Annotated in this window: 23 protein-coding genes; 12 read left to right on the top strand and 11 right to left on the bottom strand. The window is 39.7% G+C overall.

Annotated elements, in window-relative coordinates:
• Nucleotides 1-7: 7 nt before the first annotated feature.
• Nucleotides 8-541 (bottom strand): GNAT family N-acetyltransferase, encoded by a 534-nt coding sequence (locus tag G3341_RS08430; RefSeq protein ID WP_163861171.1) that lies wholly within the window; start codon nucleotides 539-541, stop codon nucleotides 8-10.
• A 258-nt stretch (nucleotides 542-799) separates the two neighbouring features.
• Between G3341_RS08430 and G3341_RS08425 the strand changes: the two genes are divergently transcribed.
• Complete coding sequence (locus tag G3341_RS08425; RefSeq protein WP_154623476.1) at nucleotides 800-1060, top strand: DinI-like family protein; 261 nt, start codon at nucleotides 800-802, stop codon at nucleotides 1058-1060.
• Between the two features lie 84 nt (nucleotides 1061-1144).
• Here G3341_RS08425 and G3341_RS08420 read toward each other — a convergent pair whose 3' ends face one another.
• Together G3341_RS08420 and G3341_RS08415 are read right to left on the bottom strand one after the other, a co-directional pair.
• Nucleotides 1145-1945 (bottom strand): MipA/OmpV family protein, encoded by an 801-nt coding sequence (locus G3341_RS08420; protein WP_154623475.1) that lies wholly within the window; start codon nucleotides 1943-1945, stop codon nucleotides 1145-1147.
• A gap of 22 nt (nucleotides 1946-1967) precedes the next feature.
• Nucleotides 1968-2210 (bottom strand): hypothetical protein, encoded by a 243-nt coding sequence (locus G3341_RS08415; protein ID WP_163861169.1) that lies wholly within the window; start codon nucleotides 2208-2210, stop codon nucleotides 1968-1970.
• A gap of 175 nt (nucleotides 2211-2385) precedes the next feature.
• Here G3341_RS08415 and G3341_RS08410 point away from each other — a divergent pair, with 175 nt between their 5' ends.
• The 3 genes from G3341_RS08410 (at nucleotide 2386) to G3341_RS08400 (ending at nucleotide 5093) form a co-directional block, all read left to right on the top strand.
• Nucleotides 2386-3063 (top strand): response regulator, encoded by a 678-nt coding sequence (locus G3341_RS08410; RefSeq protein ID WP_154622388.1) that lies wholly within the window; start codon nucleotides 2386-2388, stop codon nucleotides 3061-3063.
• On the top strand, nucleotides 3053-4414 hold the full coding sequence (locus tag G3341_RS08405) for an ATP-binding protein (protein ID WP_163861167.1): 1362 nt from the start codon (nucleotides 3053-3055) through the stop codon (nucleotides 4412-4414). The genes G3341_RS08410 and G3341_RS08405 overlap by 11 nt, the downstream gene beginning before the upstream one ends.
• Nucleotides 4415-4511: 97 nt before the next feature.
• Nucleotides 4512-5093, top strand: a complete 582-nt coding sequence (locus G3341_RS08400) for a cysteine hydrolase family protein (RefSeq protein ID WP_154622389.1) — start codon at nucleotides 4512-4514, stop codon at nucleotides 5091-5093.
• Between the two features lie 19 nt (nucleotides 5094-5112).
• Here the strand turns inward: G3341_RS08400 and G3341_RS08395 are convergent, their stop codons facing one another.
• A complete protein-coding gene (locus tag G3341_RS08395) occupies nucleotides 5113-5961 on the bottom strand; it encodes a D-amino-acid transaminase (protein ID WP_154622392.1) in 849 nt (282 codons plus the stop codon).
• A gap of 318 nt (nucleotides 5962-6279) precedes the next feature.
• Here G3341_RS08395 and G3341_RS08390 point away from each other — a divergent pair, with 318 nt between their 5' ends.
• Complete coding sequence (locus G3341_RS08390) at nucleotides 6280-6855, top strand: DUF308 domain-containing protein (protein WP_154622390.1); 576 nt, start codon at nucleotides 6280-6282, stop codon at nucleotides 6853-6855.
• Between the two features lie 309 nt (nucleotides 6856-7164).
• On the opposite strand, the gene G3341_RS08385 is transcribed toward G3341_RS08390, so the two are convergent.
• Complete coding sequence (locus tag G3341_RS08385) at nucleotides 7165-7668, bottom strand: anti-virulence regulator CigR family protein (RefSeq protein WP_163861164.1); 504 nt, start codon at nucleotides 7666-7668, stop codon at nucleotides 7165-7167.
• Between the two features lie 335 nt (nucleotides 7669-8003).
• Here G3341_RS08385 and G3341_RS08380 point away from each other — a divergent pair, with 335 nt between their 5' ends.
• The 4 genes from G3341_RS08380 to G3341_RS08365 all read left to right on the top strand — a co-directional run bounded on the left by G3341_RS08380 (nucleotide 8004) and on the right by G3341_RS08365 (nucleotide 13400).
• On the top strand, nucleotides 8004-9269 hold the full coding sequence (locus G3341_RS08380; RefSeq protein ID WP_163861162.1) for a mechanosensitive ion channel family protein: 1266 nt from the start codon (nucleotides 8004-8006) through the stop codon (nucleotides 9267-9269).
• 366 nt (nucleotides 9270-9635) lie between these two features.
• Nucleotides 9636-11993 carry a DMSO/selenate family reductase complex A subunit gene (locus G3341_RS08375; protein WP_432279733.1) on the top strand — a complete coding sequence of 786 codons (2358 nt, stop codon included), beginning with the start codon at nucleotides 9636-9638 and terminating at the stop codon, nucleotides 11991-11993.
• 11 nt (nucleotides 11994-12004) lie between these two features.
• Entirely contained in the window at nucleotides 12005-12622 is a 618-nt protein-coding gene (locus G3341_RS08370; protein ID WP_154621931.1) for a DMSO/selenate family reductase complex B subunit, read from the top strand.
• 1 nt (nucleotide 12623) lies between these two features.
• On the top strand, nucleotides 12624-13400 hold the full coding sequence (locus tag G3341_RS08365) for a dimethyl sulfoxide reductase anchor subunit family protein (protein WP_154621932.1): 777 nt from the start codon (nucleotides 12624-12626) through the stop codon (nucleotides 13398-13400).
• A 253-nt stretch (nucleotides 13401-13653) separates the two neighbouring features.
• On the opposite strand, the gene G3341_RS08360 is transcribed toward G3341_RS08365, so the two are convergent.
• Nucleotides 13654-14196 carry a DUF924 family protein gene (locus G3341_RS08360; RefSeq protein WP_154621933.1) on the bottom strand — a complete coding sequence of 181 codons (543 nt, stop codon included), beginning with the start codon at nucleotides 14194-14196 and terminating at the stop codon, nucleotides 13654-13656.
• Between the two features lie 1280 nt (nucleotides 14197-15476).
• Between G3341_RS08360 and G3341_RS08355 the strand changes: the two genes are divergently transcribed.
• Nucleotides 15477-15746, top strand: a complete 270-nt coding sequence (locus G3341_RS08355) for a hypothetical protein (RefSeq protein ID WP_154621934.1) — start codon at nucleotides 15477-15479, stop codon at nucleotides 15744-15746.
• Between the two features lie 46 nt (nucleotides 15747-15792).
• On the opposite strand, the gene G3341_RS08350 is transcribed toward G3341_RS08355, so the two are convergent.
• Genes G3341_RS08350 through G3341_RS08330 form a run of 5 tightly spaced genes read right to left on the bottom strand, consistent with a single transcriptional unit; the run spans nucleotide 15793 to nucleotide 21984 of the window.
• A complete protein-coding gene (locus G3341_RS08350; protein ID WP_167520917.1) occupies nucleotides 15793-17538 on the bottom strand; it encodes an acetyl/propionyl/methylcrotonyl-CoA carboxylase subunit alpha in 1746 nt (581 codons plus the stop codon).
• Entirely contained in the window at nucleotides 17525-19138 is a 1614-nt protein-coding gene (locus tag G3341_RS08345; protein WP_154621936.1) for a 5-oxoprolinase/urea amidolyase family protein, read from the bottom strand. Before G3341_RS08345 ends, G3341_RS08350 begins: the two co-directional genes overlap by 14 nt.
• A 9-nt stretch (nucleotides 19139-19147) precedes the next feature.
• On the bottom strand, nucleotides 19148-19954 hold the full coding sequence (locus G3341_RS08340) for a putative hydro-lyase (protein ID WP_163861161.1): 807 nt from the start codon (nucleotides 19952-19954) through the stop codon (nucleotides 19148-19150).
• Nucleotides 19951-20724 (bottom strand): LamB/YcsF family protein, encoded by a 774-nt coding sequence (locus G3341_RS08335; RefSeq protein ID WP_154621938.1) that lies wholly within the window; start codon nucleotides 20722-20724, stop codon nucleotides 19951-19953. The genes G3341_RS08340 and G3341_RS08335 overlap by 4 nt, the downstream gene beginning before the upstream one ends.
• Nucleotides 20725-20739: 15 nt before the next feature.
• The gene (locus G3341_RS08330; protein ID WP_154621939.1) at nucleotides 20740-21984 is read right to left on the bottom strand and encodes an NRAMP family divalent metal transporter; all 1245 of its coding nucleotides are present in this window, start codon (nucleotides 21982-21984) and stop codon (nucleotides 20740-20742) included.
• A gap of 391 nt (nucleotides 21985-22375) precedes the next feature.
• Between G3341_RS08330 and G3341_RS08325 the strand changes: the two genes are divergently transcribed.
• Together G3341_RS08325 and gltP are read left to right on the top strand one after the other, a co-directional pair.
• Nucleotides 22376-23038 (top strand): GntR family transcriptional regulator, encoded by a 663-nt coding sequence (locus G3341_RS08325; RefSeq protein WP_154621940.1) that lies wholly within the window; start codon nucleotides 22376-22378, stop codon nucleotides 23036-23038.
• 524 nt (nucleotides 23039-23562) lie between these two features.
• The gene (gene gltP / locus G3341_RS08320) at nucleotides 23563-24870 is read left to right on the top strand and encodes a glutamate/aspartate:proton symporter GltP (RefSeq protein ID WP_154635563.1); all 1308 of its coding nucleotides are present in this window, start codon (nucleotides 23563-23565) and stop codon (nucleotides 24868-24870) included.
• The last annotated feature ends 163 nt before the right edge of the window (nucleotides 24871-25033 follow it).

Below are 25033 nucleotides of genomic sequence, written 5' to 3'. Positions count from 1 at the left end.
CATATTTTTAGAGTAAAGAAGGTTGCATAACAACATTGATTAATTTTTGATTAAATCGTTGATATATTTGCGGGTTGATTTTTATTGGATAACTCAATATTTCCAACTGATGAGGTTTAAACTCTGGGTGATAACTAGGATGAACATGTGCATATTCATTTTGTTTAAATCCACAATGCAGATAAAAACGTAATCGCTTTTGACTAATTTCATCAATGACAGGATCAATTTCCAAGATAATGTTGTTCACCTGTTTAGCAAATAACTGTATGACCTTTTGACCATAACCCTGCCCCCTTAGAGCCGATGAAACTGCAAGATGTTCAATATAAAAGAAATCATCGACTCTCCAACTGCCTATAAAGCCAATAAAAATACCGTTATCAGAAAAATAGTATAAATAATAATCCCCATGACTAAGGATACTTTGCCGCCCTTGATAACTTCTTTTTTCATGAGCGGGGAATGCTGAATCATACAGTTGGTTTACATTTGCTATTTCTAAAACGTTTCTGCTAGTCAACCTTGTTACTGTGAGCATGCGACCTGAACCTATCCTATCATCTTAAAAAAACCTATTTAGCATACTTATTCTCTTTTTCTAGGCAACTCATTTTAAGTTTTTATCCAGTGTTAACCCTTACTAGCGCATTGTTTTATTTTAACTTTAAAAAGTAAAAAACCGTGGTTGCACATATTTTATGTGTCATTGAAAAAATATTATCGATCTGATATTGACTTTATTCGTGACTCAATCTAAAAATACTGTATACAAACACAGTATTAGTTAGAGGCGACTATGTTACGCATTGAAATTTTATTTGATAAAAATGCACCACAAAAACCTAGTGATATTATGTTGCAAGCTCTTGAGTCTGAGATAACGCGCAAACTCAGCCCACAATACCCAGATATGGTGACTCGGGTAGGTTTTAGCTCTGGTCAACGTATTAATATTTCTGGAACCAAACTTGCCCAAGACAAGGTTCGTATCGAAGAGATATTAGAAGAAATATGGATGGATGATGGCTGGATCCCAGAACAAACGTTAGAGGATTAAGTATGCATAAAATTAAAGGAATGTCTGGATATCGTCTATCGTGTCCAGCATTCCTTTATTGTTTATCATCAACAGAATGATAAATTAAAAAGTATACCTTACTCCACCTAAACCTACCCAACCTAGGCGTTGCTCCGTGATGGAACTTTTTGCTGCATCACCGACAAGATAATAAGCCCCAACCCCCGTGTAAAAGGTTATATTTTCATTCCAGTTATAGTTTAGGATAGCGCCTCCATGAACATCTTTAAATCCACTCCCCGCATCATATTCACTAAAACGGGAACGGCTCGCCTGTAGTGGAGAAACGCCAAAATAAGCTTGATTGTAAGCTTTATTCCCCCAGGTGGTTGCTAGCGTATATTCGATATCCCACCGATGACTAAACTGATAATAACCAATCCCCCCCATTTCAACATTGACAGTTCTACCAATATTTCGTCCACCATAATGGCGATCTTTCGTTGCCATATTGGCAGAAAGGTAAAGCTGAAAATTATTAATCGAATAATTAATTTCTGCCCCCACGAGCATGGAGCTATCTAGATCCCCCATACCTTTTAAATCTTCATTCTTATGACCCAAAATACCTATTTTTTCATCTCGTCCTGCGTCATAACCTAACCGACTGGAAACCGTTAAGTTTTCGGTTAAACCAATAGCCCATTCTGCTCCCTCTAACCCTAAGCTAAATACGCCGTAATCATCGGAAATATATCCGTAGTTCACATCAACGGTTGGCGAAAATAAGTATTTATTAGATCCTTCATAAGCAGGCATAACAGAACCCCCTGCTCCCAAAACTATGACACTCTCCCCTGCGACGACAACACTGTAGGGTGACAAGGCAGTGACTAATATTGCCGCTGAACACAAACGTTTCATTAAAATATCCTATCTGGTTCTGTTAATAAATTTTTTGTCGAATAAATGCTTTAATTTCTTTTATAGGCTTCAAATTCTTTTTAAATTCGTCTTTTATCCTTTCGTTTTCAATACCATTTCTAGTATGTGTATTCTCAGCTAACTGATTAAATGAAAGCGTTGGCATGAGCATTTCCTTTGAAGGACTAAAGTTTTTTCCCATTAAAAACATTGAGATAAGAATAACAGTAACGAAAATAGGGAGTTCAATTAATTGTAATTTCATTTTAGTTATTCCAAGGATTGCAAAGATGTTAAAATAGTAATCCTATTCGCGCTTCGTACCTTAAAAATGGGTTAAACAAACCTTAAGAGATCATTAAATCTCTCATTGAATTTACCTTAGTTATATTGTCGGAAAAATATTAGCTGCTTATACTGCACGCTAGAGAGGTGATAAAATGAATATCTTATTAGTTGAAGATGATCTCCAACTAGGCAAAGCATTATGTCGTGGTCTAGAACTTGCTGGTTTTAATCCCCTTTGGGTACGATTACTTAACGATGCTAAACAACAATTAAATTCACGTAATTTTGATCTCATGTTATTAGATTTAGGTTTACCTGATGGTGATGGATATGAGGAATTAATTGCTTGGCGTCGTTCTGGCCAATCAATTCCAATTATTATTCTGACCGCTCGAAACCAGATGGATAATTTAGTGGCCAGTTTAGATTCCGGTGCCGATGATTTTTTAACAAAACCGTTTGCTATGCCTGAGCTTATTTCTCGTGTTAAAGCCGTAAGTCGTCGTATGGCAGGATTTTCTTCAGAAATTTGGCAATTGGATAATTTGCAACTAAACCCAATCAACCATCAAGTTCTATTAGATGATCAGCTATTAATGCTTTCAGGAAAAGAATATCAGCTATTATATGAATTAGTAAAAAATGCAGATAACGTGGTACGTAAAGCGGATCTCGAACAACGTTTATTTGGGTTAGATGATAAAATAGAAAGTAATTCACTTGAAGTTCATATTCACAATTTACGGCGCAAGATAGGTAAAGATCGTATTATTACTATTCGCGGCATCGGTTATTTACTTAAAAAAGAAGCGCAATCAAGTGAAAGTTAAATCCTTTTTTATCTATACTTTTTTCTTACAGATAAGCTCAGTAATTCTGTTATGGGTATTATTAGTAGGTTGGTTACAATTTTTTTATTTACCTGATATTGATGATGATTTTAACCTCCAGCAGCAAATCGTTACTGAAGGTTTTGCGTCTACTTTAGGTACCGTTGCTAATAACCCAGAATATTTTGAACGTATCATGACCTCATTGCAAAAAATGTATACTGACGCAATGGAAAATGGTTTAGAGGTATCCTATAGACCATTTGTTGCCGTGCGTAACCAACATGGTGATGTGTTATATCGCAATAGTGACCAAATCAAAATAACCGATAATATTTTGTTCAATGACCTCAAAAAACAGTATCCTAATTGGCACTTTACCTTCGCATGGAATGATGAACACTCCATCGAGGTGATCCTTGGAGAGTCTTACTTTGACAGGAAATCAATAATAGGTAGCCCCGCTGAAGGTACTGCAATACCTTTATTATTTATATTAGGCATCATGCTAATTGCAATTATCATCACCGCTTATTTTAGTTTAAGACCGCTAAGACAAGCTGCAACGATTATCGCTAGCCGCAAACCGGGGAATTTAACTCCCATCTCAGTAAAAGAGCAGTATAAAGAAATTCGTCCTATTATTACGGCAATCAATAATCTCATGTCACGCGTTGATGCTGCAAACCAACGTGAAAAACGATTTATGGCAGATGCTGCACATGAACTCCGTACCCCCATTGCCGCGGTCATTGCTCAGCTTCATTTATTGATGCAAATACAGAATGTAAAAGAGAAAGAAGAAATCGTTAACGACATGCAGGCAGCATTAAATCGAGCGGCGTCGTTATCACACCAGCTTATCGATTTAGCACGCTTAGAGGCTGAAGACTTTTCTGTAAATAAAGAGCAGATTAACTTACCCGTATTAATTTCTCATATTACTTCATTGCATGTACCACATGCTATAAACCAAGATATCGATATCGAACTACAAAGTGCAGATAATGTCTTTATTACCACTGATAAACTAGCATTAACAACAATTTTTACCAACTTACTGGAAAATGCGATTAAATATAGTGATAAAAAAGGAAAGATTAAAATCACAATTAAAGATTTATCGCCTTTCGGCGCAACGATTACCGTACAAGATAATGGTCGAGGCATTCCAGAAGAAAGCCGCCAATTAATATTTTCACGTTTCTATCGTGTTCCCGGTACAACAGAAACAGGTAGTGGACTTGGTCTATCCATTGTTCATAACCTCGCAACAAAAATAGATGCAGCGATACGTGTCACCGATGGACTAGATAAAAAAGGTGTTGGTTTTATTATCGATTTGCCTTAACGCCCTTTTTGCAACTAGGTTAACAGAGTCTTAAACAGTGTTTAGTCTATACTTAAACACTGTAAGTCTTTTTACTTATTTGTTTAAAGGAAAGCTCATGTCCCAAGCACTCATTATTATCGACCTAATTCAGGAAATTGTTGGCGAAAATGGTTTATTAAATACCAGCTATCCACAAACTCAAGAACGCCATATTATCGACAGAGCGAATCAAGCCGCCGATTTTGCCCGTAAAAATAATATCCCTATTATCTGGGTAAAAGTGGGCTTTGCGGATGATTATCATGATATCCCAGCGGGTTCCCCTATGTTCCATCATGCAAAAGCGATCGGTGCATTAAAATTAAGCTCTGCTGGCTGCCATTGGGCTGAAAAATTAGATGTTCAACTCCGTGACGTCATCATAGTAAAAAAAGGTGTCAGCGCATTTACAGGTAACCAACTCAACCATTGGTTAAAAGAAAATAACATTAAACATGTTATTTTTGGTGGGGTCAGTTCAGTGATGACCATTCAAAGCAGTGCTCGCCAAGCTCATGATTTCGGTTATCAAGTTACAGTCATTGATGAACTATGCGCCGCAGCAACATTAGAGCTACATCATCAAAGTATGCAAGCATTACAAGGAATGGTCACCGTTTCCTCCCTAGCCGATTTCCTGCAAGGAAAACTAAAGTGAATGGACTCTTTTTCATGTCTTATACAACTAACATCTTTTGTATATAAATTTCACGCAACCGGTGTGTTAGTGGTCCAGGCTTTCCGCCGGCCACTTTCCGCCCGTCAATTTCAATAACAGGCCAAACGAATGTCGTTGATGAAGTAATAAAAGCTTCTTTTGCGGCCATTGCCTCTTCAACAGTAAAAGTACCTTCTTCAATAGCTAAATGCTGCTCCCGAGCAAGCGTTAAAATTGCTTGCCGCGTAATACCGGGTAATATTTCATAACCTAAAGCACGAGTTTTGATTATATTTTCATGTGTAATGATAAAAAAGTTGCTTGAACTCCCTTCTGTGATATCGCCATTTGACACAAAAAGTGCATCATCCGCCCCTTGAGAATGCGCATAGTCTTTTGCTAAACATGCCGCCAGCAAAGCAACGGTTTTAATATCGCATCGTTGCCAACGAATATCGTCAAATGTTACGACACTAATCCCTGTTGTAGCGCGTGGATTATCAATAATCGAAGCTTGTTGGGCAAATATCACTAATGTGGGTGTAATCGTTTTATCGGGAAACAAGAAATTGCGCTGTCCAGCATTGCCCCTTGTGAGTTGTAAATAAATTAACCCTTCAGTGAGATTATTTTTTTCAATGATCTGTTGGTGAATTTTTAATAACGACTCTTCTGTATAAGGTAAAGCTAATTGCAATTCATGACATGAACGTTGCAAGCGTGTCATATGATTTTTAAAATCAACCAAACGACCATTAACAACAGCGGTAACTTCATAGACTGCATCAGCAAACAAGAAACCACGGTCGAATACGGATATTGATGCTTGTTCTTCTGGCACAAATTGACCATTTATGTAGGTAATCATAATGTTTACTTCCTTTTCAAGCTTATAAATACCAAGTTTCACGATGCGATATATCTGTTTTCACTCATTAGTATTACAAAAACACTATTATTTGAGTTATTGACTTAACCACTCATTATTTGAGTATTGTATTGTTCAATTTTATTCTTGCCACTTTAACTCATCGTATTTGGACTTAATCGCTAGTATTAACAATAGCCACGATTAGTGTTTTTGTGAAATAGCTATTGAATTAAACACTAATGGTCTATATTTTGGATATTAACTCAAATCGACCCATACAGTTGCCACTCATTTGATTTAAGGGGAAATTTTATTATGCTTAATCTCAATCAAAATCAACTTAAAAATCTTGCAGATTCACAATTAAAAGGTCATAGAACGCTTATCTATTTGGTCGCCTTATTGCTTCTCATTGGTGGGGTGGTCTGTATAACTAACCCGATTGTCTCTGGTATCGCATTTAGTTCATTGATCGGTGTTATGTTATTGATTAGCGGTATAGCCGTCATTTTAAATATTGTATTCAATCGACTGTATGCAAATGTATCTGTCTTATTCAGCTTAATTGCAGGTATTGCTTACTTAATCTTAGGCTATGCTTTTATCACCGACCCCTTACAAAGCTTATTATTCTTAGCGGTATTTGTCGCTATTCTCTTCATAATTGGTGGTGTGATCCGTATCTTCGTTGGCGCTAAACTTTTCAGCTCTGCGGCGGGAATGATGAATATTTTAATTGGTATTCTCGATTTTATCATTGCCTACATGCTGTTAAGCGGTAATGCGCAAACGTCAATCACATTGTTAACGCTCTTTATTGGTATTGAATTACTGTTTAGTTCTTTTAATTTATTCCTACTGGCTGGAGCGCTAAAAAATAGCAGTAAGTGATTGATAATTCAAAAATATTGAACTGGAAACTGCTGATATCAAAATTTTTTTAAAGATTCAAAAAATGTTTAGCTAGGTGCTTGACATTCTACAGCCAAAAGCTAAAATGCATTCAAGTGATCTAGATCACACTTTAACTTTTGGAGTTTCCATGAATAGCATCAAAGAATTTATTAGCAACGTTCAAGAAGTTATTGAACTACTTGCTAAGCGTTTTATGTAAAAAACGAAAGCCTTTATTACCTCACCTTTAGCGTTCTATGCATATTATTTAGCAATACAGCCTTAAATTGTTTTAAGGCTGTTTTTTTATTCAAATACATCTTGAATCACTTTAACCACAACCGCTGTGCTGACTGCGACGAGTAGCAAATCGCGTCCACTTATACGCCATTCATACCCTTCATAAACAGGTAATTGGGATACAAACCCTCTCGGTAAATGATGCCTCCCTATACCAGCAGGTAATGGCTGACCAACAATAATTTGTCTTGCCATTTTAGGTGGTAAACGTGAATAGCCTGTAATTCCATAATCAATTGCAATCGGTCTAATCGACGCAACATTTAAATTAACACTTAAAACTGGTATAGCAGGACTTGGTATTATCATTCCGTAATTAGGATAATAACGAGGCGCATTAGGGTGTTTTCTATGCTCTTTATACTTATGTTTATGCGGTCTATCGTCATAATATTGATGATGACTATGACCTTCCCAGTGGTGATTCCGAGCATCTGCCTGAACGCTATAAGGTATTATCATTAATAAGATAGAAAGAGTGCATCTTCCCATTTTCAGTTTTTCCATCATTGCAACTCCGCCGCTAATCATCCCGCTTAAAGTAATCAGCCGTTCGAAATTCAACAATCGGAAATTGTCTTATATTAGGTAATTATACGTAAATTCGCTATTGATGTTTTTTATTAATTTATAATATTCTATTAAATACATAATTTTTTTATTTAAAACTTAATTTCATCCATTGAATTGTACTTTCAACTTAATTTTTTGCCTATCCCAGTTTTTTTGTCCACTATAGATGAGATTGAGTCACATTTATGTTATTGTCTATGCGTAACTTATAGTGAAATACTTTAACCAAAACATTTATTTGTACGTTTGATGTCAATAAAAAAGGAGAGCACATGCAGCAGCAACTGCTAGACTGGGTACGCCAGTTTAATCAAGAATATGCCGATATTGCTTCGCTTTTAATGGTCTTAGGCTTAATTTTAATCGTTGCCCTCGTTTTGCATTTTATTTTGCATAAAATTATTCTTCCTCGTATCGAGAAAAGTGGACAGCAAAAAGACAGTGGATGGCAGCGCCAATTAACCCAATTCAATTTATTTAACCGCATCGCTTTTGTTATCCAAGGTGTTGTTGTTAATATTCAAGCCGTGTTATGGCTACATGCTGGCTCAACCGCACAGCAAATATTAACCGTGGCATCACAGGCTTGGTGTTTACTTTTCGGTTTGCTCACCTTTTATTCTATTCTCGATATCTTATTAAGTATCTTACAACGAGCAGCAAAAACAGCCCATTTACCATTACGAGGCATTTTTCAGAGCATAAAACTGATCGCTACCGTGCTCATTGCCATCATGATCATTGCATTATTGATCGGTAAATCTCCACTTATCTTACTTAGTGGTTTAGGTGCAATGACGGCCGTCATGATGTTGGTCTTTAAGGATCCCATCATGGGGTTAGTTGCAGGTATCCAACTATCTGCAAATAATATGGTGAACATTGGTGATTGGCTTGAAATGCCAAAATATGGCGCTGATGGTGCAGTCGTCGATATTGGTCTAACAACAGTTAAAGTTCGCAATTGGGATAACACCGTTACCACAATTCCAACTTATGCTTTGATTTCGGATTCATTCAAAAACTGGAAAGGCATGACTGAATCAGGTGGTCGCCGTATTAAACGTAGTATTCGTTTAGATACCACCAGCATCCATTTTCTTGAACCTGAAAAAATTACCGCTTTAGAAAAAGCGAATTTACTTGAGCCCTATATGGGACAAAAAATATCTGAGATTCAAGTGTTCAACTCTGCGATTCCAGACGACAAAGCAACACCATTGAATCAACGCCGGCTGACCAATATCGGTACATTTCGTGCTTATGTTGAGGCGTATATGAAATCACATCCGAATATTCATAAAGGGATGACAATCATGGTAAGGCAGCTTGAGTCTGACTCAAATGGCTTGCCGATTGAAATTTATGCCTTTACGAACACAACGGCATGGGTTGAATATGAACGTATTCAATCGGATATTTTTGACCATATTTTTTCCATCCTGCCACAATTTGATCTACGCGTTCATCAATCACCAACGGGTACAGATATGCGCGCGATTGGTCAAACCATAGCAAATTCAAATACCCAAGAGTAACTAATTAATTTATCTAATGGTATTACAACTTTGGTAGTACAGTAAAAGAGGGAAAACACCCTCTTTTACTGCTTTTAGCACCTCTCATTATATAAATAAATACATATCGATAGATAATGTAAATCGCTATATTTCCCTAAATTGCCGAAAAAACCCTTTTAATATTAATGTGATAAAACATGATAGCCTTTGATTTATCATGGATATTGTTGATGTAGGTCATGTTGCTTTGTTACAACTTTTTTTAACATACATAGGAAAGTGATATCGAACTTTACATATAGGCAATGTCAATGCATAAAACAAATAAAAATACTCATTTTGGAGAACTGAGCCAGAAGGGAGTTTATTCAAACTTCCGCAACAGTGGCTACCGCAGCTGCTGTCGCAGGCTCAATCACCTTACCTTTTGCTGCTCAAGCAAAAACACCAGAAATCATGCCTGATGAAATCAACGAAAAAATCAGTTATAGCGCTTGCTTAGTTAACTGTGGTAGCCGTTGTCCACTCAAAGTCCATGTTAAGGATGGTGTTATCAGTCGTATTTCTAACGAAACCATGTACGACGACTCTACATTAGGGGAGCACCAAATTCGCCCATGCTTACGTGGCCGTTCAGTACGTTGGAAAACCTACAATCCTGATCGCCTGAAATACCCAATGGTGCGCGTTGGTAAACGCGGTGAAGGCAAATTCAAAAAAATCAGTTGGGATGAGGCAACAACCATCATTGCTGAAAAACTCAAATACACCATTGATAAATATGGCAGCGATGCAATTTATTACCAATACGGTACAGGTTCAACAGGGGCTAACTTGCATGGTCGTGCGGCATGTAAACGTCTTCTCAGCCTGACGGGTGGGTTCCTAGGTGACTACGGTACCTATTCCTATGCTCAGTTAATGGAAATCACACCATATGTTTATGGTAGTGTGGAAGAATCCCTGCTTTCTGAGATCCAAAACTCAGACCTCGTTGTGATGTTTGGTCATAACCTTGCTGAAACACGTATGTCTGGTGGCGGTCAGTTCTATGAAACATTGAACGCATTAGACAAGAGTAAAGCGAAAGTCATCATCATTGACCCTCGCCGTACTGATAGTGTAACCACACTTGGCGCAGAATGGATCCCTATCTATCCGGGTACTGATGCTGCACTAGTTGCAGCGCTAGGCTATGTCATGATCCAAGAAGGCTTAACCGATGAAGAATTTTTGAAAAATTACTGTGTCGGTTGGGATGAAAGCACACTGCCCGCTTCCGCACCACGTAATGGTTCTTACAAGGATTATATCCTTGGTAACGGTCCAGATGGCATCGCTAAGACTCCTGAATGGGCTAGTCAGCTAACCGGTATTTCGGTTTCACGTATTATCCAATTAGCTCGCGAAATTGGTAATTCAAAGCATGCGTGGATTTCACAAGGCTGGGGTTTACAACGTACTGAAAATGGCGAACAAGCCTGCCGCTCTATCATGATGCTTCCTATCATGTCAGGTAATATTGGTCGCCCAGGTACCAATACAGGCCTTTGGGGCAATAGTATTGCTTACCCTGTTGCTGGTTTCGCTTTACCAAACCCTGTTAAAGCGACATTACCTTCATTTATGTGGACTGAAGCTATTGTCCGCGGTAAAGAGTTAACTGCTGAAAATGGCGGTATCAAAGGGGCAGATAAGCTCAATAACGACATCAAATTTATGTGGTGCTACTCAAGTAACGTGATCGGTAACCAGCACGCTGACTTGAATAAAACCCACGATATTTTATCTGATGAATCAAAATGTGAATTTATCTTAGTTTGGGATAACCACCACACGCCATCGGCACAATATGCTGATTTGCTGTTGCCGGATGTTACCCCCGTTGAGACAAATGATCTTATCAATAACTCCTATGCAAGTGGCGCCTATCACTATTTAGTCCGTTTGCAAAATGCGATTAAACCTCTGTGGGAAAACCGCCCTAACTATGATGTATTAGCTGACATTGCAGAGAAAATGGGAGTAAAAGAGCAATTCACTGAAGGTCGTACTTATGAAGAGTGGATTGAATATTGCTACAACAAAACCCGTGAAAAAATGCCTCATTTACCTGAGTTCAGTGAAACCGATGGTGGTGGCATTATCGACCGTCAATTTGCCGATACATCAAAATACATTGCACTGAAGGATTTCCGTGATGATCCTGTCGCAAATCCATTAAAAACACCTTCTGGAAAAATTGAAATTTATTCAGAGCAATTAGCAGAGCGTGTTAAAAATTGGGAACTTCCAGAAGGCCAGCGTATACCGGCAATTCCGGAATATTGCGTCAATAAAGAAGGCGTTGAACAGCAACGTAGCCAACAAAAATTCCCATTATTAATGACGGGCTTCCATGATAAAGGTCATGTTCACTCAAGCTATTTTAATGTTGAGATGTTACGTGAAGCTATTCCACATCAATTCTGGCTCAACCCTATTGATGCCCAAGAACGTGGATTAAGCAATGGTGATGTCGCTGAAATATTCAATGACCGTGGTCGCATTCAGATTAAAGTTAAAGTGACTGAGCGCGTATTACCGGGTGTTATCGCTGTTCCACAAGGTGCATGGCGTACCTTAGATACAGCGGGATTAGATACGGGAGGCTGTATCAACACCCTAACCTCACAAGTTCCTTCTCCATTGGCAAAAGGAACACCACAACATACTAACCTTGTTGAAGTGAAACGCGCTTAAGGAGTTAATTGATGAAACAGTATGGCTTTTATTTTGACTCCACAAAATGTACTGGCTGTAAAACGTGTCAGGTCAGTTGTAAGGACGAAAAAGATCTCGATTTAGGCCCTAAATTCCGTCGTGTATACGAATTTGGTGGTGGTAGTTGGCAGAAACAAGATGGTATTTGGCAGCAAAATGTTTATAGCTACTATTTATCCATCTCTTGTAACCACTGTTCGAACCCAACCTGCGTGGAAGGTTGTCCAACAGGAGCGATGCACAAACGTGCAGAAGATGGCCTCGTTGTTGTCGATCAATCCGTCTGTGTTGGCTGTCGTTATTGCGAATTGCGTTGCCCGTATGGCGCGCCTCAATATGACGAGAAGAAAAAGCTGATGAGCAAATGTGATGGTTGCTACGAGCGTGTCGCTAAAGGTATGAAACCTGTTTGTGTTGAGTCATGCCCACAACGAGCGCTGGATTTTGATGATATCAATGTCCTTCGTGAGCTTCATGGCACGGAATGCGGTATTGCACCAATGCCAGACCCAAGCCTGACTAATCCAAATATCGTCATTAAGCCACACAAAGATGCCAAACCATCTGGCGATAAAAGTGGCGAACTCAAAAACCCAGCGGAGGTGTAAAATGCATGAATTACCATTAGTCTTTTTCACCGTCCTAGGGCAATCGGCGGCAGGTCTATTTTTATTTGCGTATTTGAGCAAAAAAATGGGATCTATTGATGAAAAACAATTGAAAAATGCCAATATTCTCGCATTTGTGGTGATGATTATTGGATTAGCTATTGGTGGCTTACACGTTGGCCAACCGCTACGCTTTTTCAACATGCTACTCGGTGTTGGTCGTTCGCCAATGAGTAATGAGGCGTTCTTAAGTGGCGTTTTTGTCACTTTTGCCGCGGCAACACTGTTTTTCACATTATTTTATAAAAAACCGCTGTTACGCGAACTCGCGAACATTGCTGCGGTGATCTCTGGCCTCGCTTTTGTTTGGTCAATTCCGCAAGTTTATAATATTGCGTCCATTGCAAACTGGAATACTAGCTACACCACATTACAAATGTGGATGACCATGTTAGTCGGTGGCGGAGCCTTGGCGATTGCTATCGGTGCTCGTGGTTTAGGTATTGCGGCTTTCTTAGTCGGTGCTGTCGTTATCTTCGCAAGCCGTGCTGGTTATCAGGCCTTTTTATCCGAAACAGGCCCTGCACTTAGCGCAGAACAGACTGGTTTTTGGGGATTCCAAGTTGTTGTACTGGTGATCGCATTAGCTGGTTTTGTCGGCATGGCATTAAAACAACGTGCCCCAAAAGCGACTCTCGCAACCTGTGCGGGTGCCGTTTTACTTGCAGAACTTGCTGGGCGTATCGCTTTTTATAACCTGTGGCAAATTACGATGTAATTCATCATTACACCTGTTTTCCCACTAAAGAGAAAGCCTGCAAAATTGCAGGCTTTCTCTTGTCGTTGCCCATTATACAAAATAACACTGACAATTTTATTCTGTGAGCTTTGTAACACTGAGTATGAATTACAGATTATCAACGTCAAATCACCGCCAAGTCATTTCACTCACCCAAACACAGAATTGAAGCTAAGCGAACGCTATGAATACTGCGGTTAGAGAGCCTCAAGCACAGCACTACAATTGATGATTAAAAAGATGAATTAGGTTGCTGTAAAAATGCAATTTCTTCTTTCGTTGATACCCGCCCTAATATCTCATTACGATGCGGATAACGCCCAAAACGATCAATAATGGCTTTATGCTGCATTTCATAATTCAATGTATTGTCGTCGCCTAATCCTCGAAATAACTCCACCGCTTGTTGATGAATAAAACTGGATTCCGAATGCATAAACGGCATGAGAATGAATTTTCGTTGAGATAAAGGCAATAAATTATAGTCTGGCTGTTTGATCGCTTCCTGAGCTAACACTAAAGCCATTTGGTCTTGTGCAAACGCTTTTGCCGTATCACGCCAAATATTTCTTGAAAACTGGTCTAGAACGATAATTTCAGCGAGTCGACCACGGATAGAAATTCGCCAGTAAGCAAGTTCGCCTTTTGCCGCACGTTCTAAGGTTCCGGCAAAACGTTGGGTAATGACCGCATCAAATTTTGCACTTTTTTCAAACCACTGTTTTGGTGTCGATTCTTCGAACCAAAATGTCAAAACGTTCTCCATGGTATTCATAATCGTTAGATACCCAATTTCTGTAGTGATAAGTTATTTTTTATCGTAAATAAAACCCATTATCATTGTTATGAGCTAGCTCTTAAAACAACAATCATAAGACAAATATTTTACGTTTTTGCGAAGCGGTTCCAAAATTAGCGACCAATCGTGGTTATAAATCAATCAGCCTGATAGGGTTCTCCTATCGCTATTCAATAAAAATAATTAAAATCTATCAATCCACATAGCCTAAGTAAATTAACCTAAAAGATACCGATGCCTTCATTAAAAAATGAACAGTTAAATGATTTAGTGAATACATCGCTATTTTTCACGACAAATAACACCAAACCAATATTATATTCGTATAGGCTATAAACTCAGTTATCCATATTTACATGCGCCAGGTGTTCTCGTTTGAGAAATTGATTATTATCATAGTGTTGCAATTAATCAACTAGCTAAAATGAGTCATAGTACTTTATCAATTCATCAGTATTTTTTAAGAAACCTTTATTTAAAACAAAACAGACAAGTCTATATTTTAATATCCAACCCATTGCCTTTATCGGTTTTCATTCTAATTTAGAGCGTCTATTGTGGACTTTACATTTCCCCATAAAAGATTTGACATTATTGATATATCATAAATAAAAATGGTTAATAATAGTGGTGGATACTCAACACAGTCTAAATAAGACATTACCGAACGCAATTTGTGACTATCCCATGATATTTCTTACTTTCGATATCAAACATGCTGAACAACAATAACGAATATAAGCAAAAAACATCTTATAGAATAATGCTACTCCGCTTCATCCATCCCCTTCCATTTAGCCTATTACCTATTTATTTTCTTACACCAAGTCCAAAAATGTCTTTGGGGGTGACATTAACTGAATCATAATTAGAATGCTTATTGTTTAGATAGTGATAATAACATCTATTTTGTATTGCTAATTTTGAAAAAATATTTTTTTACGACATAATGACGCATTATTAACGCCTTTTAATTCATAATATTAACAATGATAGGCCTCTAATAGAGATTATTACTTGTTACAATCTTAACTTATTGATTTGCTATTTAATGCCAATTTACAATGATTATTCACGACATTACATACATTTGCTGAATCCAATGATAACATTTGTGTTCAATCTATTAATTGATGCTCGCTTTTTACACTTATCGTCGCTAACAGATGCCGTCAAGTGACTTAATTTGTCATCGTTAGTGCTGCCACTCGCTGTGGCCCAGTGTTACTTTCATACTTGTTGGAGGAGCAGTTCGAATGGCAGGACATATGGTACTCATTGGATGGGCCTTATGGGTAAGCCCTTGCGGCACAGATGCATGTGATGCGCTACCTGTTACTGAGACCATTTTTACGCAACAAGAATGTATCAGCCGTAAATCTTACCTCGAATCCAAACGCCCAAACCTGTACTTTATGTGTGGTGAAGTCTATCGAGATAGCGACGAAATTAAAAAAGAGGACCAACACAGTGTGCCTGCGCCTAATCCTCCATTACGTTCATTACCAACGCGTATTTCTCGATAACATTGGCAAACGTGGGAGCCCGTTGTAACTTGCTCCCACCAAACAGCTAGGCAATTTCAGCGATGGCACAATCTGCGTTAATATAATCACCTTTTTTAGCAATATATTTCAATTTACCTGCACGGTGTGCCATTACCTGAACCTCCATCTTCATGGCTTCCATCACACCAATCACCTCCCCTTGAGCCACCTCATCACCTTCAGCAACTAACCAGTTAAATAACACACCTGAAATTGGCGCATTCAGCAAATGATCCTGCTTGTCATTGGCTTGTGTTGTCGTAGAGGCTTGCTCAGTAGATTGTAACGATAACCCTGCTAATAATTGTGCGGGCAATCCTAATTGGCAACGTTTACCATCAATTTCAATAAAAGTATGAGTTAACGGCTGCTCATTTTGAGGGAGCTGACGTTTTGCTGGCGGAATTTGTACCCTAAACTCGGTTTCAATCCAACGTGTATGCACGTTAAATTGCTCACAAAAGTCCATTTGTTCTATCACTGCACGATGAAAAGGCAATACCGATGCTACACCTTCAATAGTAAATTCGGCTAAAGCACGGCGAGCACGCTGAATGGCCTGTTCTCGTGTGCGGCCAAACACAATCAATTTCGCCATTAGTGAATCAAATGTGCTTGGTATAGTTGACCCTGCCATAACACCACTGTCTAAACGAACACCTGGGCCAGATGGTGGATCAAAACGCTGGATCACGCCCGGTGTAGGTAAAAAACCATTTCCCGCATCTTCAGCATTGATACGAAACTCAAAAGCATGACCTCTGGGCTTAGGTGTTTCATTGATGCTTAATGGTAACCCTTGGGCAATACGTAATTGTTCAATGACTAGGTCTATACCTGTCGTTTCTTCCGTCACAGGGTGCTCTACTTGTAAACGTGTATTCACTTCAAGGAAAGATAATTTACCATCTTGGCTAAGTAAAAACTCGACTGTAGCAGCGCCGATATAATTTGCTTTCGCACAAATATCAACAGATGCTTGAATGATTTGTTGCTGTAATGCTTGCGAAAGAAAAGGCGCTGGCGATTCTTCCACCAACTTTTGATTACGACGCTGTAAAGAACAATCACGAGTCCCGACGACAACAACATTGCCATGCTGATCAGCAATCACTTGTGCTTCAATATGGCGAGGATTATGCAGAAATTGTTCAAGGAAACATTCGCCGCGTCCAAATGCTGCTGTCGCTTCCCTCACTGCCGAGTGGTAGAGCTCTTCCACTTCCTCCATCTGCCATGCCACTTTTAAACCTCGTCCTCCGCCACCAAATGCAGCTTTTATAGCAATGGGGAGACCATTCGCGTGAGCAAACGCCACGACTTCCTTCGCCTCTTTCACTGGCTCTTTTGTTCCTGCGACCAATGGCGCGCCCACTTGCATGGCCAGTTGGCGAGCTTTTACCTTATCACCTAATATTTCAATAGTTTCTGGATTAGGTCCAATCCAGATAAGGCCATTCTCTTGCACGGCACGTGCAAATTCTGCACGTTCTGAAAGAAATCCATAACCAGGGTGAACCATCGTAGCCCCTGATTTTTTCGCGATCCTAATCAGTTTGTGCATATCCAGATAGCTGTCAGTGGGGGTATTACCCGCTAAACCATAGGCCTCATCCGCCATTTGGACATGTAATGCCGCAATATCTGCATCTGCATAAACGGCCACAGACGTAAACCCCATATCACGACAAGCACGAATAATTCTTACCGCTATTTCACCGCGATTCGCGATCAACACTTTATGTTGAATATTATGATTAATTGTAGGCATAAGTGTCCCGACTCCCTTCAAATTCGTTGAATACCTTTATTGGATTAAATTGTATTTTTGCGTTAACAGGGATTTGACCCGCTAGGTCTAAATGATATTCACACACTGCCCCGATAACCGGATAGCCCCCCGTTAATGGGTGATCATTCAAAAATAGGACCGGTTGACCATTCGCGGGAATTTGAATTGCACCAACACAAGTCCCTTCACTCGGTAATTCTTGATGTTTAGCGCGCTCGATCCCCTTATCCCCAGCTAATCGCAAACCGATACGATTCGATGCCGCAGTCACTTGCCATAATTGCGATGTTAATAATCGTACCGCTTGCTGTGTAAACCAGTCAGTTCGAGGACCTAAAACAATATCTAATACAACAATTTCATGAGCGCTTGGATAATTTAAAACGGGCAGTTCATTGAGTGAAATGACAGTTTGCTGCTTAAGGCTTTTCACGGCTAAGCGCTGCCCCGCCTTGAGTGGCGCTGGGCCAACTTGAGCTAAGGTGTCGAAAGAACAACTTCCTAAAATAGGTGTCATCTCAATGCCACCGCGTATAGCCAAATAACTACGAACCCCTTTAGTCGCCGTCCCCAAATGGATAATGTCGCCCTTGGCGAGTTGAATTGGCTGATATTGCTGCGCAAAATAGTGGATCCCTTCCGCTGTGGTGATTTCAACATCGCAACTGGCTCCGGTTACCCCGACTAATAAAGGTCTGTTTGCCTGCGCTTTAAAGCCACCTTGAGTGATTTCTAATGCAGCTTCATGAATATCATTCCCAACAAGGCGGTTAGCGCTACGTAATGCCCCTTTATCCATCGCTCCCGACTCGGAGATCCCCAAAGCCGACAATCCCATTCGTCCATAGTCCTGTACTAATGTTTGTAAGCCTGTTGCTAGCACCGTCAAATCATCACTCAGGACCATTTTTTCATGACTTTTATGGTGATGAGTCGGCTGAGGTAAACTGTAAGTCGTCTCTGCTCTGGCGGCATCAACAAAATTGACTCGATAACCCGGTTTTAACAGCGCGGGTTCCTCTCGATACAAATCCCAAACAGCCGTTTCCGTGACACCGATGAGCTGCCATCCCCCAGGGCTAGCCTGCGGGTAAACACTACTAAACTCTCCCGCTAATGCCACCGAGCCGGCTGGAATACGGATCCTCGGCGATGGCCTTCTAGGTACATTCAACTGTGCATTTTTCGCCACCATATAAGCAAATCCGGGAGCAAAACCACAAAATGCCACTTGGTATTCATTCTCCGTATGTCTCCTTATGACATCTTCAATCGATGTACCAAGATGCTCAGCCACATCAGCAAGATCTTCTCCATTGTAATGAACGGGGATCGTCACGAGCGGCCCCGATTTCAGCTCCGTTGCTGAAATGTCTAAACGGCCAATTTGGTCAATTAACTTATCAATATTGGTGAGCATTGAATTAAAACGAACAAGCACTGTTCTTGCCGCTGGTGTTATCTCTTCAATTGCCAGTTTGTGTGCCCTATTGCGCAGTAAATGAGTCAATGCCATCGTCTCTTCAAGACTGTGTAGCTCGATCATAAAAGCGCTTAAATTGACCGGTAAGAATCGCATTACCCCCTCCTATACATGGTAGGCAGCATCAGGTATATCAGTAATAAACATATGTCCCGGTGCATGGCTAAGCGCAAAGGGGACTCCCGATTTCATCACCGCAGCTTGCGGCGTCACACCACAAGCCCAAAATACGGGGATCTCACCATTTTCAATACGGACTGGGTCGCCAAAATCAGGTGCCATCATATTTTTGATGCCTAATTGTTCAGGCGCCCCGATATGAACAGGAGTGCCATGAACCGATGGAAAACGCCCTGTAATACTGACGGCATCAGCTACCCGCTCCGCCAAGATAGGTCTCATCGAGACAACAAGCTCACCTTGTAAACGCCCTGCTGGGCGGCATAAGCGATTGGTTTTATACATGGGTACATTGGTGTTATCCGTAATATGGCGGACATCAATCCCCGCTTCCATTAATGACGTTTCAAAGGTAAAGCTACAACCAATTAAAAAGGTTACTAAGTCCGGATGTTCCTGATAAATATGGGTCGCGTCCGTTACTTCATCAACTAAATTGCCGTTTTGCCATACACGATAACGTGGGATATCTGTTCGTAAATCAGCGCCTTCAGCTAAAATTGTTTGCCAACTTCCCGCTTCGCACACGTCTAAAACAGGACAGCTTTTGGGGTTACGCTGGGCATACAATAAAAAATCAAATGCCCAATCACGAGGTAATGCGATCATATTAGCTTGTGTCAAACCTGCCGCTAAACCTGCTGTTGGCTTGTCAAAACCTTGGCGGATCGCCTCCCTTGCTTCTCTCGCCGCGGCGATTGCTTTTTCTGAGGCTTTAAATAACCTAGTCATTGCCCTCTCCCCGCAAAAGCAGTAATTTCAACGCCATTTTGTTGCAACAGTTCTCGAACCTTTTGCGCCATAGCCAGTGCACCGGGGCTATCGCCATGTACACAGATCGAACCTGCATCAATCGGTGTAAAGGTTCCCTCAATCGACATCACGCCACCTTCATTGACAAATTGCAGCATACGCTGTGCTACTTGCTCAGGATCATGTAGAACTGAACCAACTTCTTTACGCGAAACTAAGGTACCATTCGCGTGATACGCTCTATCTGCAAATGCCTCTGCAACGACAGTAAGCCCACTTTCTTTCGCCCATTCAATCAACGGTGAGCCAGCAAGTGCAACCAAGACCAATTGAGAGTCAATAGCGCAGATCGCTTCAATAACTGCCATTCCTTGACGTTTATCATGGGCGATGGTGTTGTACAGTGCACCATGAGGTTTGACATAATCAACGTGACAACCCGCAGCTACCGCTAACCCTTTCAGCGCCCCGATTTGATAAATCACATCTGCAATCAGTTCATTCGATGAGATATCCATATTCCGACGGCCGAAACCAACTAAATCTGGATATCCGACATGAGCACCAACTACAACATGGTTGGCTTTAGCCTCAATTAACGTGTTAAAGATCCCTTCAGGAGAGCCAGCATGAAATCCGCAGGCAACATTGGCGCTGCTAACCACTTTCAGCATGGCGTTATCATTACCCATTTGCCATTGGCCAAAACTTTCTCCGAGATCACTGTTTAAATCGATAATTTTTTTCATTGTGCTATTTGACCTCTACTTCAAATAATTAAAGATAGCTTCAACCGACATGGCGCCCATGTACCATGTTAGGGCACAAATAATAACGCCAGACCATAGCAACCAACGCGGATAATGATATCCGGACATCAAATCAGCACGCTTCCACCCGATATAAACAAAGATGGTTAAACCAATCGGTAAAATTAATCCATTGAAGCCACCAGCAAATACCAATAAGGCTGCTGGTGCCGTTCCCATCATTAAATAAACAGCTAATGAAATTGCAATGAATATGATTGTGGCAATGTTACGCTGCCTTTCTGTAATGGATTTTTTAAATGCGGTAATAAAGCTCATTGAGGTATAAGCAGCGCCTATTACACTCGTCAAAGCCGCTGCCCATAAAATCAATCCAAAAATACGCAATCCAAAATTACCCGCAGCAGCTTGAAACGCTTGAGATGCAGGATTTGCAGCCTTACCTGAAATATCAATGGTCACACCGCTTGCTACCACGCCAAGAATAGCGAGGAATAAGATGTAACGCATGAGGCCAACAACTAGGATCCCCTTAGTCGCAGCACTTGAAACAACATGAATATTTTCAACACCCACCGCACCTTTATCTAATAAGCGATGTGCACCTGCATAGCAGATATACCCCCCTACTGTACCGCCCACAATCGTTGTGATCATTGCAAAATCAACAGTATCTGGCAGGACACTTTGGCGTAATGCTTCCCCAACTGGTGGATTAGAGGCAAAGGCCACAAATAGTGTCAGCCCTATCATGACTAACCCCAACACAATTATTACACGGTCAATGAATGTACTCGCCTTACGAGAAGAGAAAATATAAATCGCTAATAATGCACTGATTAGTCCTCCCCATTTAGGATCTAATCCGACGAGGGCATTTAACCCTAACCCAGCGCCCGCAATATTTCCGATGTTAAAGATGAGCCCTCCGAATATGACTAATACAGCTAACACATAGCCACTGCCAGGAATGGTCGCGTTGGCTATCTCAGAGGAGTGCATTTTCGTTAATGTCACTACTCGCCAAATATTTTGTTGGACAACAAAGTCAATAATAATTGACGCGAGGATCCCGAAAGCAAATGCAGCCCCTAATGTAACGGTAAAGGTTGCAGTTTGAGTGATAAAACCGGGACCAATTGCGGATGTTGCCATTAAGAAAATCGCACCAATTAATGAAGTGCGCCTATTTTTTACAAATTCAGCACTGCTGGTGGTTGTGTTTTCTTGAGCTGCCATATGCATACTCCTTTCGAATTGTTTTTGTCGTTATTGATGTTGTGATAGTGATAAAGGCAAAAAACGTGCCATTGTTCTACTAATGAAATTAATTGTTAATCTATCTTTAATGCATTGTTGAACAATTAATAGTGAATGGCGAATAAGTAAGCAATAAAAATCGTGGTTGGTAGGTTAAAAATCAAATGGTGATCACTTTTTTAACAAAACGCGCAAATAATTAACATAAGTTGAATGCGTTCCAAGAGGTAGATGCACCAATCAAGTGCAAAATAATGGGTTACCATGTCATAGTGCACCAAAAGGAACCTTGAAGCCCTTTAGGGAATATGTGAAGATATTCTTTTATGGCACGCTTTATTGGCTATTCATCCATAACAAACCGACTTATATGACTAAACAACCTGTTGCGCAGACCTTATCCGTCACTATCGCCGAAACGATCCGCCACAAAATTACGGTTGGAGAACTCACGCCAGGCCAACGCTTATCAGAAGCGGCTCTCAGTGAAGAATTAGCGATTTCTCGAAACACATTACGTGAGGTATTTCGGGTTTTAACGCAAGAAGGATTACTGACTTATGCACCAAATAAGGGAGTATTTGTTTCTATCCCTGACATGGCGGCAATCATCGATATTTACCAAGTTCGCCGGTTGATTGAATGTGATTCATTAAGGCACGCATATGCAATGCATCCAGCTGTACAAAAAATGAAACAAGCCGTCAGTGAAGCTCACGAACAAGAGAAAATTGAAAATTGGGTTGGCGTTGGAACTGCAAATATGAAATTCCATACCGCTATCGTTGAATTATCTGATAGTGAAAGACTGATTAAACTTTATCGTAATATCGCCGCTGAGTTAAGACTGGCTTTTGGTCATCTGAATGACCCTAAAATTTTATATGCGCCTTATATTGATAAGAATCAGTCCATCTTAGAATTATTGGATGCAGGTCATAATCTTGAAGCCGCTGAAAAATTACACCAGTATTTAGATTTATCGGAGCGTACCCTACTTGCGGCCTACAAGCGTCGTCAATCCGGTTATTAATTTTTGCTCTATTAATTTTTGTTCTATTAATCCATCCCTATTAGCGAGGCTTTTCAGAGCATAAAGAGCTAATGACTCTATTTTATGAAATATCCCCTTCATGTCATCACGATACTGATATCTCACCAATTTATTTAGAATATTAATTATAAAAATAGTTTCTATTTATAGTTAATGGCGCCTTCATTTATTTAATATCTCCATTCTATTAATGTCTTTTTTTAGAATACTTTTCATCCATCTAATAACATTTAAGTTACAGAATGAAAACAATAAAAAAACATTATCTATTTAAAGTTCGTATTACCGATTCCCCATACAATCCCTTTCTTTATGAGTAACTGAAAGATACTGTTACAAATATATACAAATCAAAGATAAAAAATGATTGCTAACATCAATCACTCAACTAAATGATTCAATATTTACGAATCAATAGTTGTAGTTTTAACGAATATTAGTTATAAGAATTGCGATCGTAAAAACACAAACATAAAAAATATTAATATATTTGAGATTTCATTATGACTTCAAACCACATTTCCACGAAGAAAACATTTAAGTTTGGCCTAGGATGGCAAATATTAATTGCACTGATTTTAGGGGTTATTGTCGGCGCCTATTTGCATGAAAGCGTAGAATATAAAGATTGGTTAATTGTGAATGTTTTATCCCCAGCGGGAAAAATATTTATTCAGTTAATTAAAATGATCGTCGTGCCAATTGTTATTTCAACGCTTATTGTGGGTATCGCTGGTGTTGGTAATACTAAACAACTCGGCTCATTAGGATTTAAAACGATTCTCTATTTTGAAGTGATTACAACGATTGCGATAGTTGTCGGGATCAGTTTTGCCAATATCTTTCAACCCGGTGTTGGCATTGATATGTCACAACTCACGCAAGTTGATATCTCACAATATGAGAAAACCACGCAAGAAGTAGAAAGTCACCCTTCCGGTATCATTAATACCATTTTAACCATGGTACCAAGTAATATTTTTGCTTCTATGGCGAGTGGTGAAATGTTACCCGTGATCTTCTTTGCCGTATTATTCGGATTAGGGCTCTCTTCATTACCTAAAGAGAAAAAGCAACCCTTACTGGATGTGCTACAAACGTTCTCAGAAACGATGTTCCGCGTCACTAACATGATTATGCTGTACGCTCCTATCGGGGTATTTGCTCTTATTTCAGTCACCGTTGCCAACTTTGGTTTTGCCTCACTCGTTCCATTATTAAAATTAGTGATCCTTGTACATTGTGCTATCTTATTTTTTGCAATCGTTGTGTTAGGACTCGTTGCTCGCTATTGTAAAATTAATATTTTTACTTTAATGAAAATCTTAAAAGACGAGTTATTATTAGCCTATTCAACAGCAAGTTCTGAAACCGTATTGCCACGTATTATGGATAAAATGGAAAAATACGGGGCGCCTAAATCTGTTACCAGCTTTGTTATTCCTATTGGTTATTCATTTAATCTTGATGGTTCAACACTTTATCAGAGTATTGCGGCTATCTTTATTGCTCAGTTATATGGCATTGAATTATCTATCGGCCAAGAGTTAATTCTTGTATTTACGTTAATGATTACATCAAAAGGAATTGCTGGTGTACCGGGTGTATCTTTCGTTGTCCTACTCGCCACTTTAGGCAGTGTAGGTATCCCATTAGAAGGATTAGCCTTTATTGCGGGCGTTGACCGTATTCTTGATATGGCACGAACCGCCTTGAATGTTATCGGTAATGCCCTTGCTGCATTGGTTATTGCTAAATGGGAACATAACTATGATGAAGTCAAAGCTCAAGAATATGAAAAAACATTCTAACTATTGAGCGTATATGCGAAAACACCAAGCTAACACTTGGTGTTTTTTTAGTTATATCCAATCTATCTTTAATAACTGAATTAAGACATCATTATTATTGATAATTTCTATTAATATAAACAATGAGAACTCAGTTCAAGAATCACCACACCAAAATAACTAA

This window comes from Providencia vermicola (assembly GCF_010748935.1).
In the GTDB taxonomy this organism is placed as follows: domain Bacteria; phylum Pseudomonadota; class Gammaproteobacteria; order Enterobacterales; family Enterobacteriaceae; genus Providencia; species Providencia zhejiangensis.
This window is presented reverse-complemented; position numbering and strand designations above follow the sequence as displayed.

What these genes read in the sequence shown, in the direction of transcription:
- G3341_RS08425 (WP_154623476.1), top strand. Translation starts at nt 800, where the DNA reads ATGTTACGCATTGAAATTTTATTTGATAAAAATGCACCACAAAAACCT.
- G3341_RS08390 (WP_154622390.1), top strand. Translation starts at nt 6,280, where the DNA reads ATGCTTAATCTCAATCAAAATCAACTTAAAAATCTTGCAGATTCACAA.
- G3341_RS08380 (WP_163861162.1), top strand. Translation starts at nt 8,004, where the DNA reads ATGCAGCAGCAACTGCTAGACTGGGTACGCCAGTTTAATCAAGAATAT.
- G3341_RS08385 (WP_163861164.1), bottom strand. Translation starts at nt 7,668, where the DNA reads ATGATGGAAAAACTGAAAATGGGAAGATGCACTCTTTCTATCTTATTA.
- G3341_RS08410 (WP_154622388.1), top strand. Translation starts at nt 2,386, where the DNA reads ATGAATATCTTATTAGTTGAAGATGATCTCCAACTAGGCAAAGCATTA.
- G3341_RS08335 (WP_154621938.1), bottom strand. Translation starts at nt 20,724, where the DNA reads ATGAAAAAAATTATCGATTTAAACAGTGATCTCGGAGAAAGTTTTGGC.
- G3341_RS08345 (WP_154621936.1), bottom strand. Translation starts at nt 19,138, where the DNA reads ATGCGATTCTTACCGGTCAATTTAAGCGCTTTTATGATCGAGCTACAC.
- G3341_RS08415 (WP_163861169.1), bottom strand. Translation starts at nt 2,210, where the DNA reads ATGAAATTACAATTAATTGAACTCCCTATTTTCGTTACTGTTATTCTT.
- G3341_RS08325 (WP_154621940.1), top strand. Translation starts at nt 22,376, where the DNA reads ATGACTAAACAACCTGTTGCGCAGACCTTATCCGTCACTATCGCCGAA.
- G3341_RS08365 (WP_154621932.1), top strand. Translation starts at nt 12,624, where the DNA reads ATGCATGAATTACCATTAGTCTTTTTCACCGTCCTAGGGCAATCGGCG.
- G3341_RS08370 (WP_154621931.1), top strand. Translation starts at nt 12,005, where the DNA reads ATGAAACAGTATGGCTTTTATTTTGACTCCACAAAATGTACTGGCTGT.
- G3341_RS08400 (WP_154622389.1), top strand. Translation starts at nt 4,512, where the DNA reads ATGTCCCAAGCACTCATTATTATCGACCTAATTCAGGAAATTGTTGGC.
- G3341_RS08330 (WP_154621939.1), bottom strand. Translation starts at nt 21,984, where the DNA reads ATGGCAGCTCAAGAAAACACAACCACCAGCAGTGCTGAATTTGTAAAA.
- G3341_RS08360 (WP_154621933.1), bottom strand. Translation starts at nt 14,196, where the DNA reads ATGAATACCATGGAGAACGTTTTGACATTTTGGTTCGAAGAATCGACA.
- G3341_RS08350 (WP_167520917.1), bottom strand. Translation starts at nt 17,538, where the DNA reads ATGCCTACAATTAATCATAATATTCAACATAAAGTGTTGATCGCGAAT.
- G3341_RS08420 (WP_154623475.1), bottom strand. Translation starts at nt 1,945, where the DNA reads ATGAAACGTTTGTGTTCAGCGGCAATATTAGTCACTGCCTTGTCACCC.
- G3341_RS08430 (WP_163861171.1), bottom strand. Translation starts at nt 541, where the DNA reads ATGCTCACAGTAACAAGGTTGACTAGCAGAAACGTTTTAGAAATAGCA.
- gltP (WP_154635563.1), top strand. Translation starts at nt 23,563, where the DNA reads ATGACTTCAAACCACATTTCCACGAAGAAAACATTTAAGTTTGGCCTA.
- G3341_RS08395 (WP_154622392.1), bottom strand. Translation starts at nt 5,961, where the DNA reads ATGATTACCTACATAAATGGTCAATTTGTGCCAGAAGAACAAGCATCA.
- G3341_RS08355 (WP_154621934.1), top strand. Translation starts at nt 15,477, where the DNA reads ATGGCAGGACATATGGTACTCATTGGATGGGCCTTATGGGTAAGCCCT.
- G3341_RS08340 (WP_163861161.1), bottom strand. Translation starts at nt 19,954, where the DNA reads ATGACTAGGTTATTTAAAGCCTCAGAAAAAGCAATCGCCGCGGCGAGA.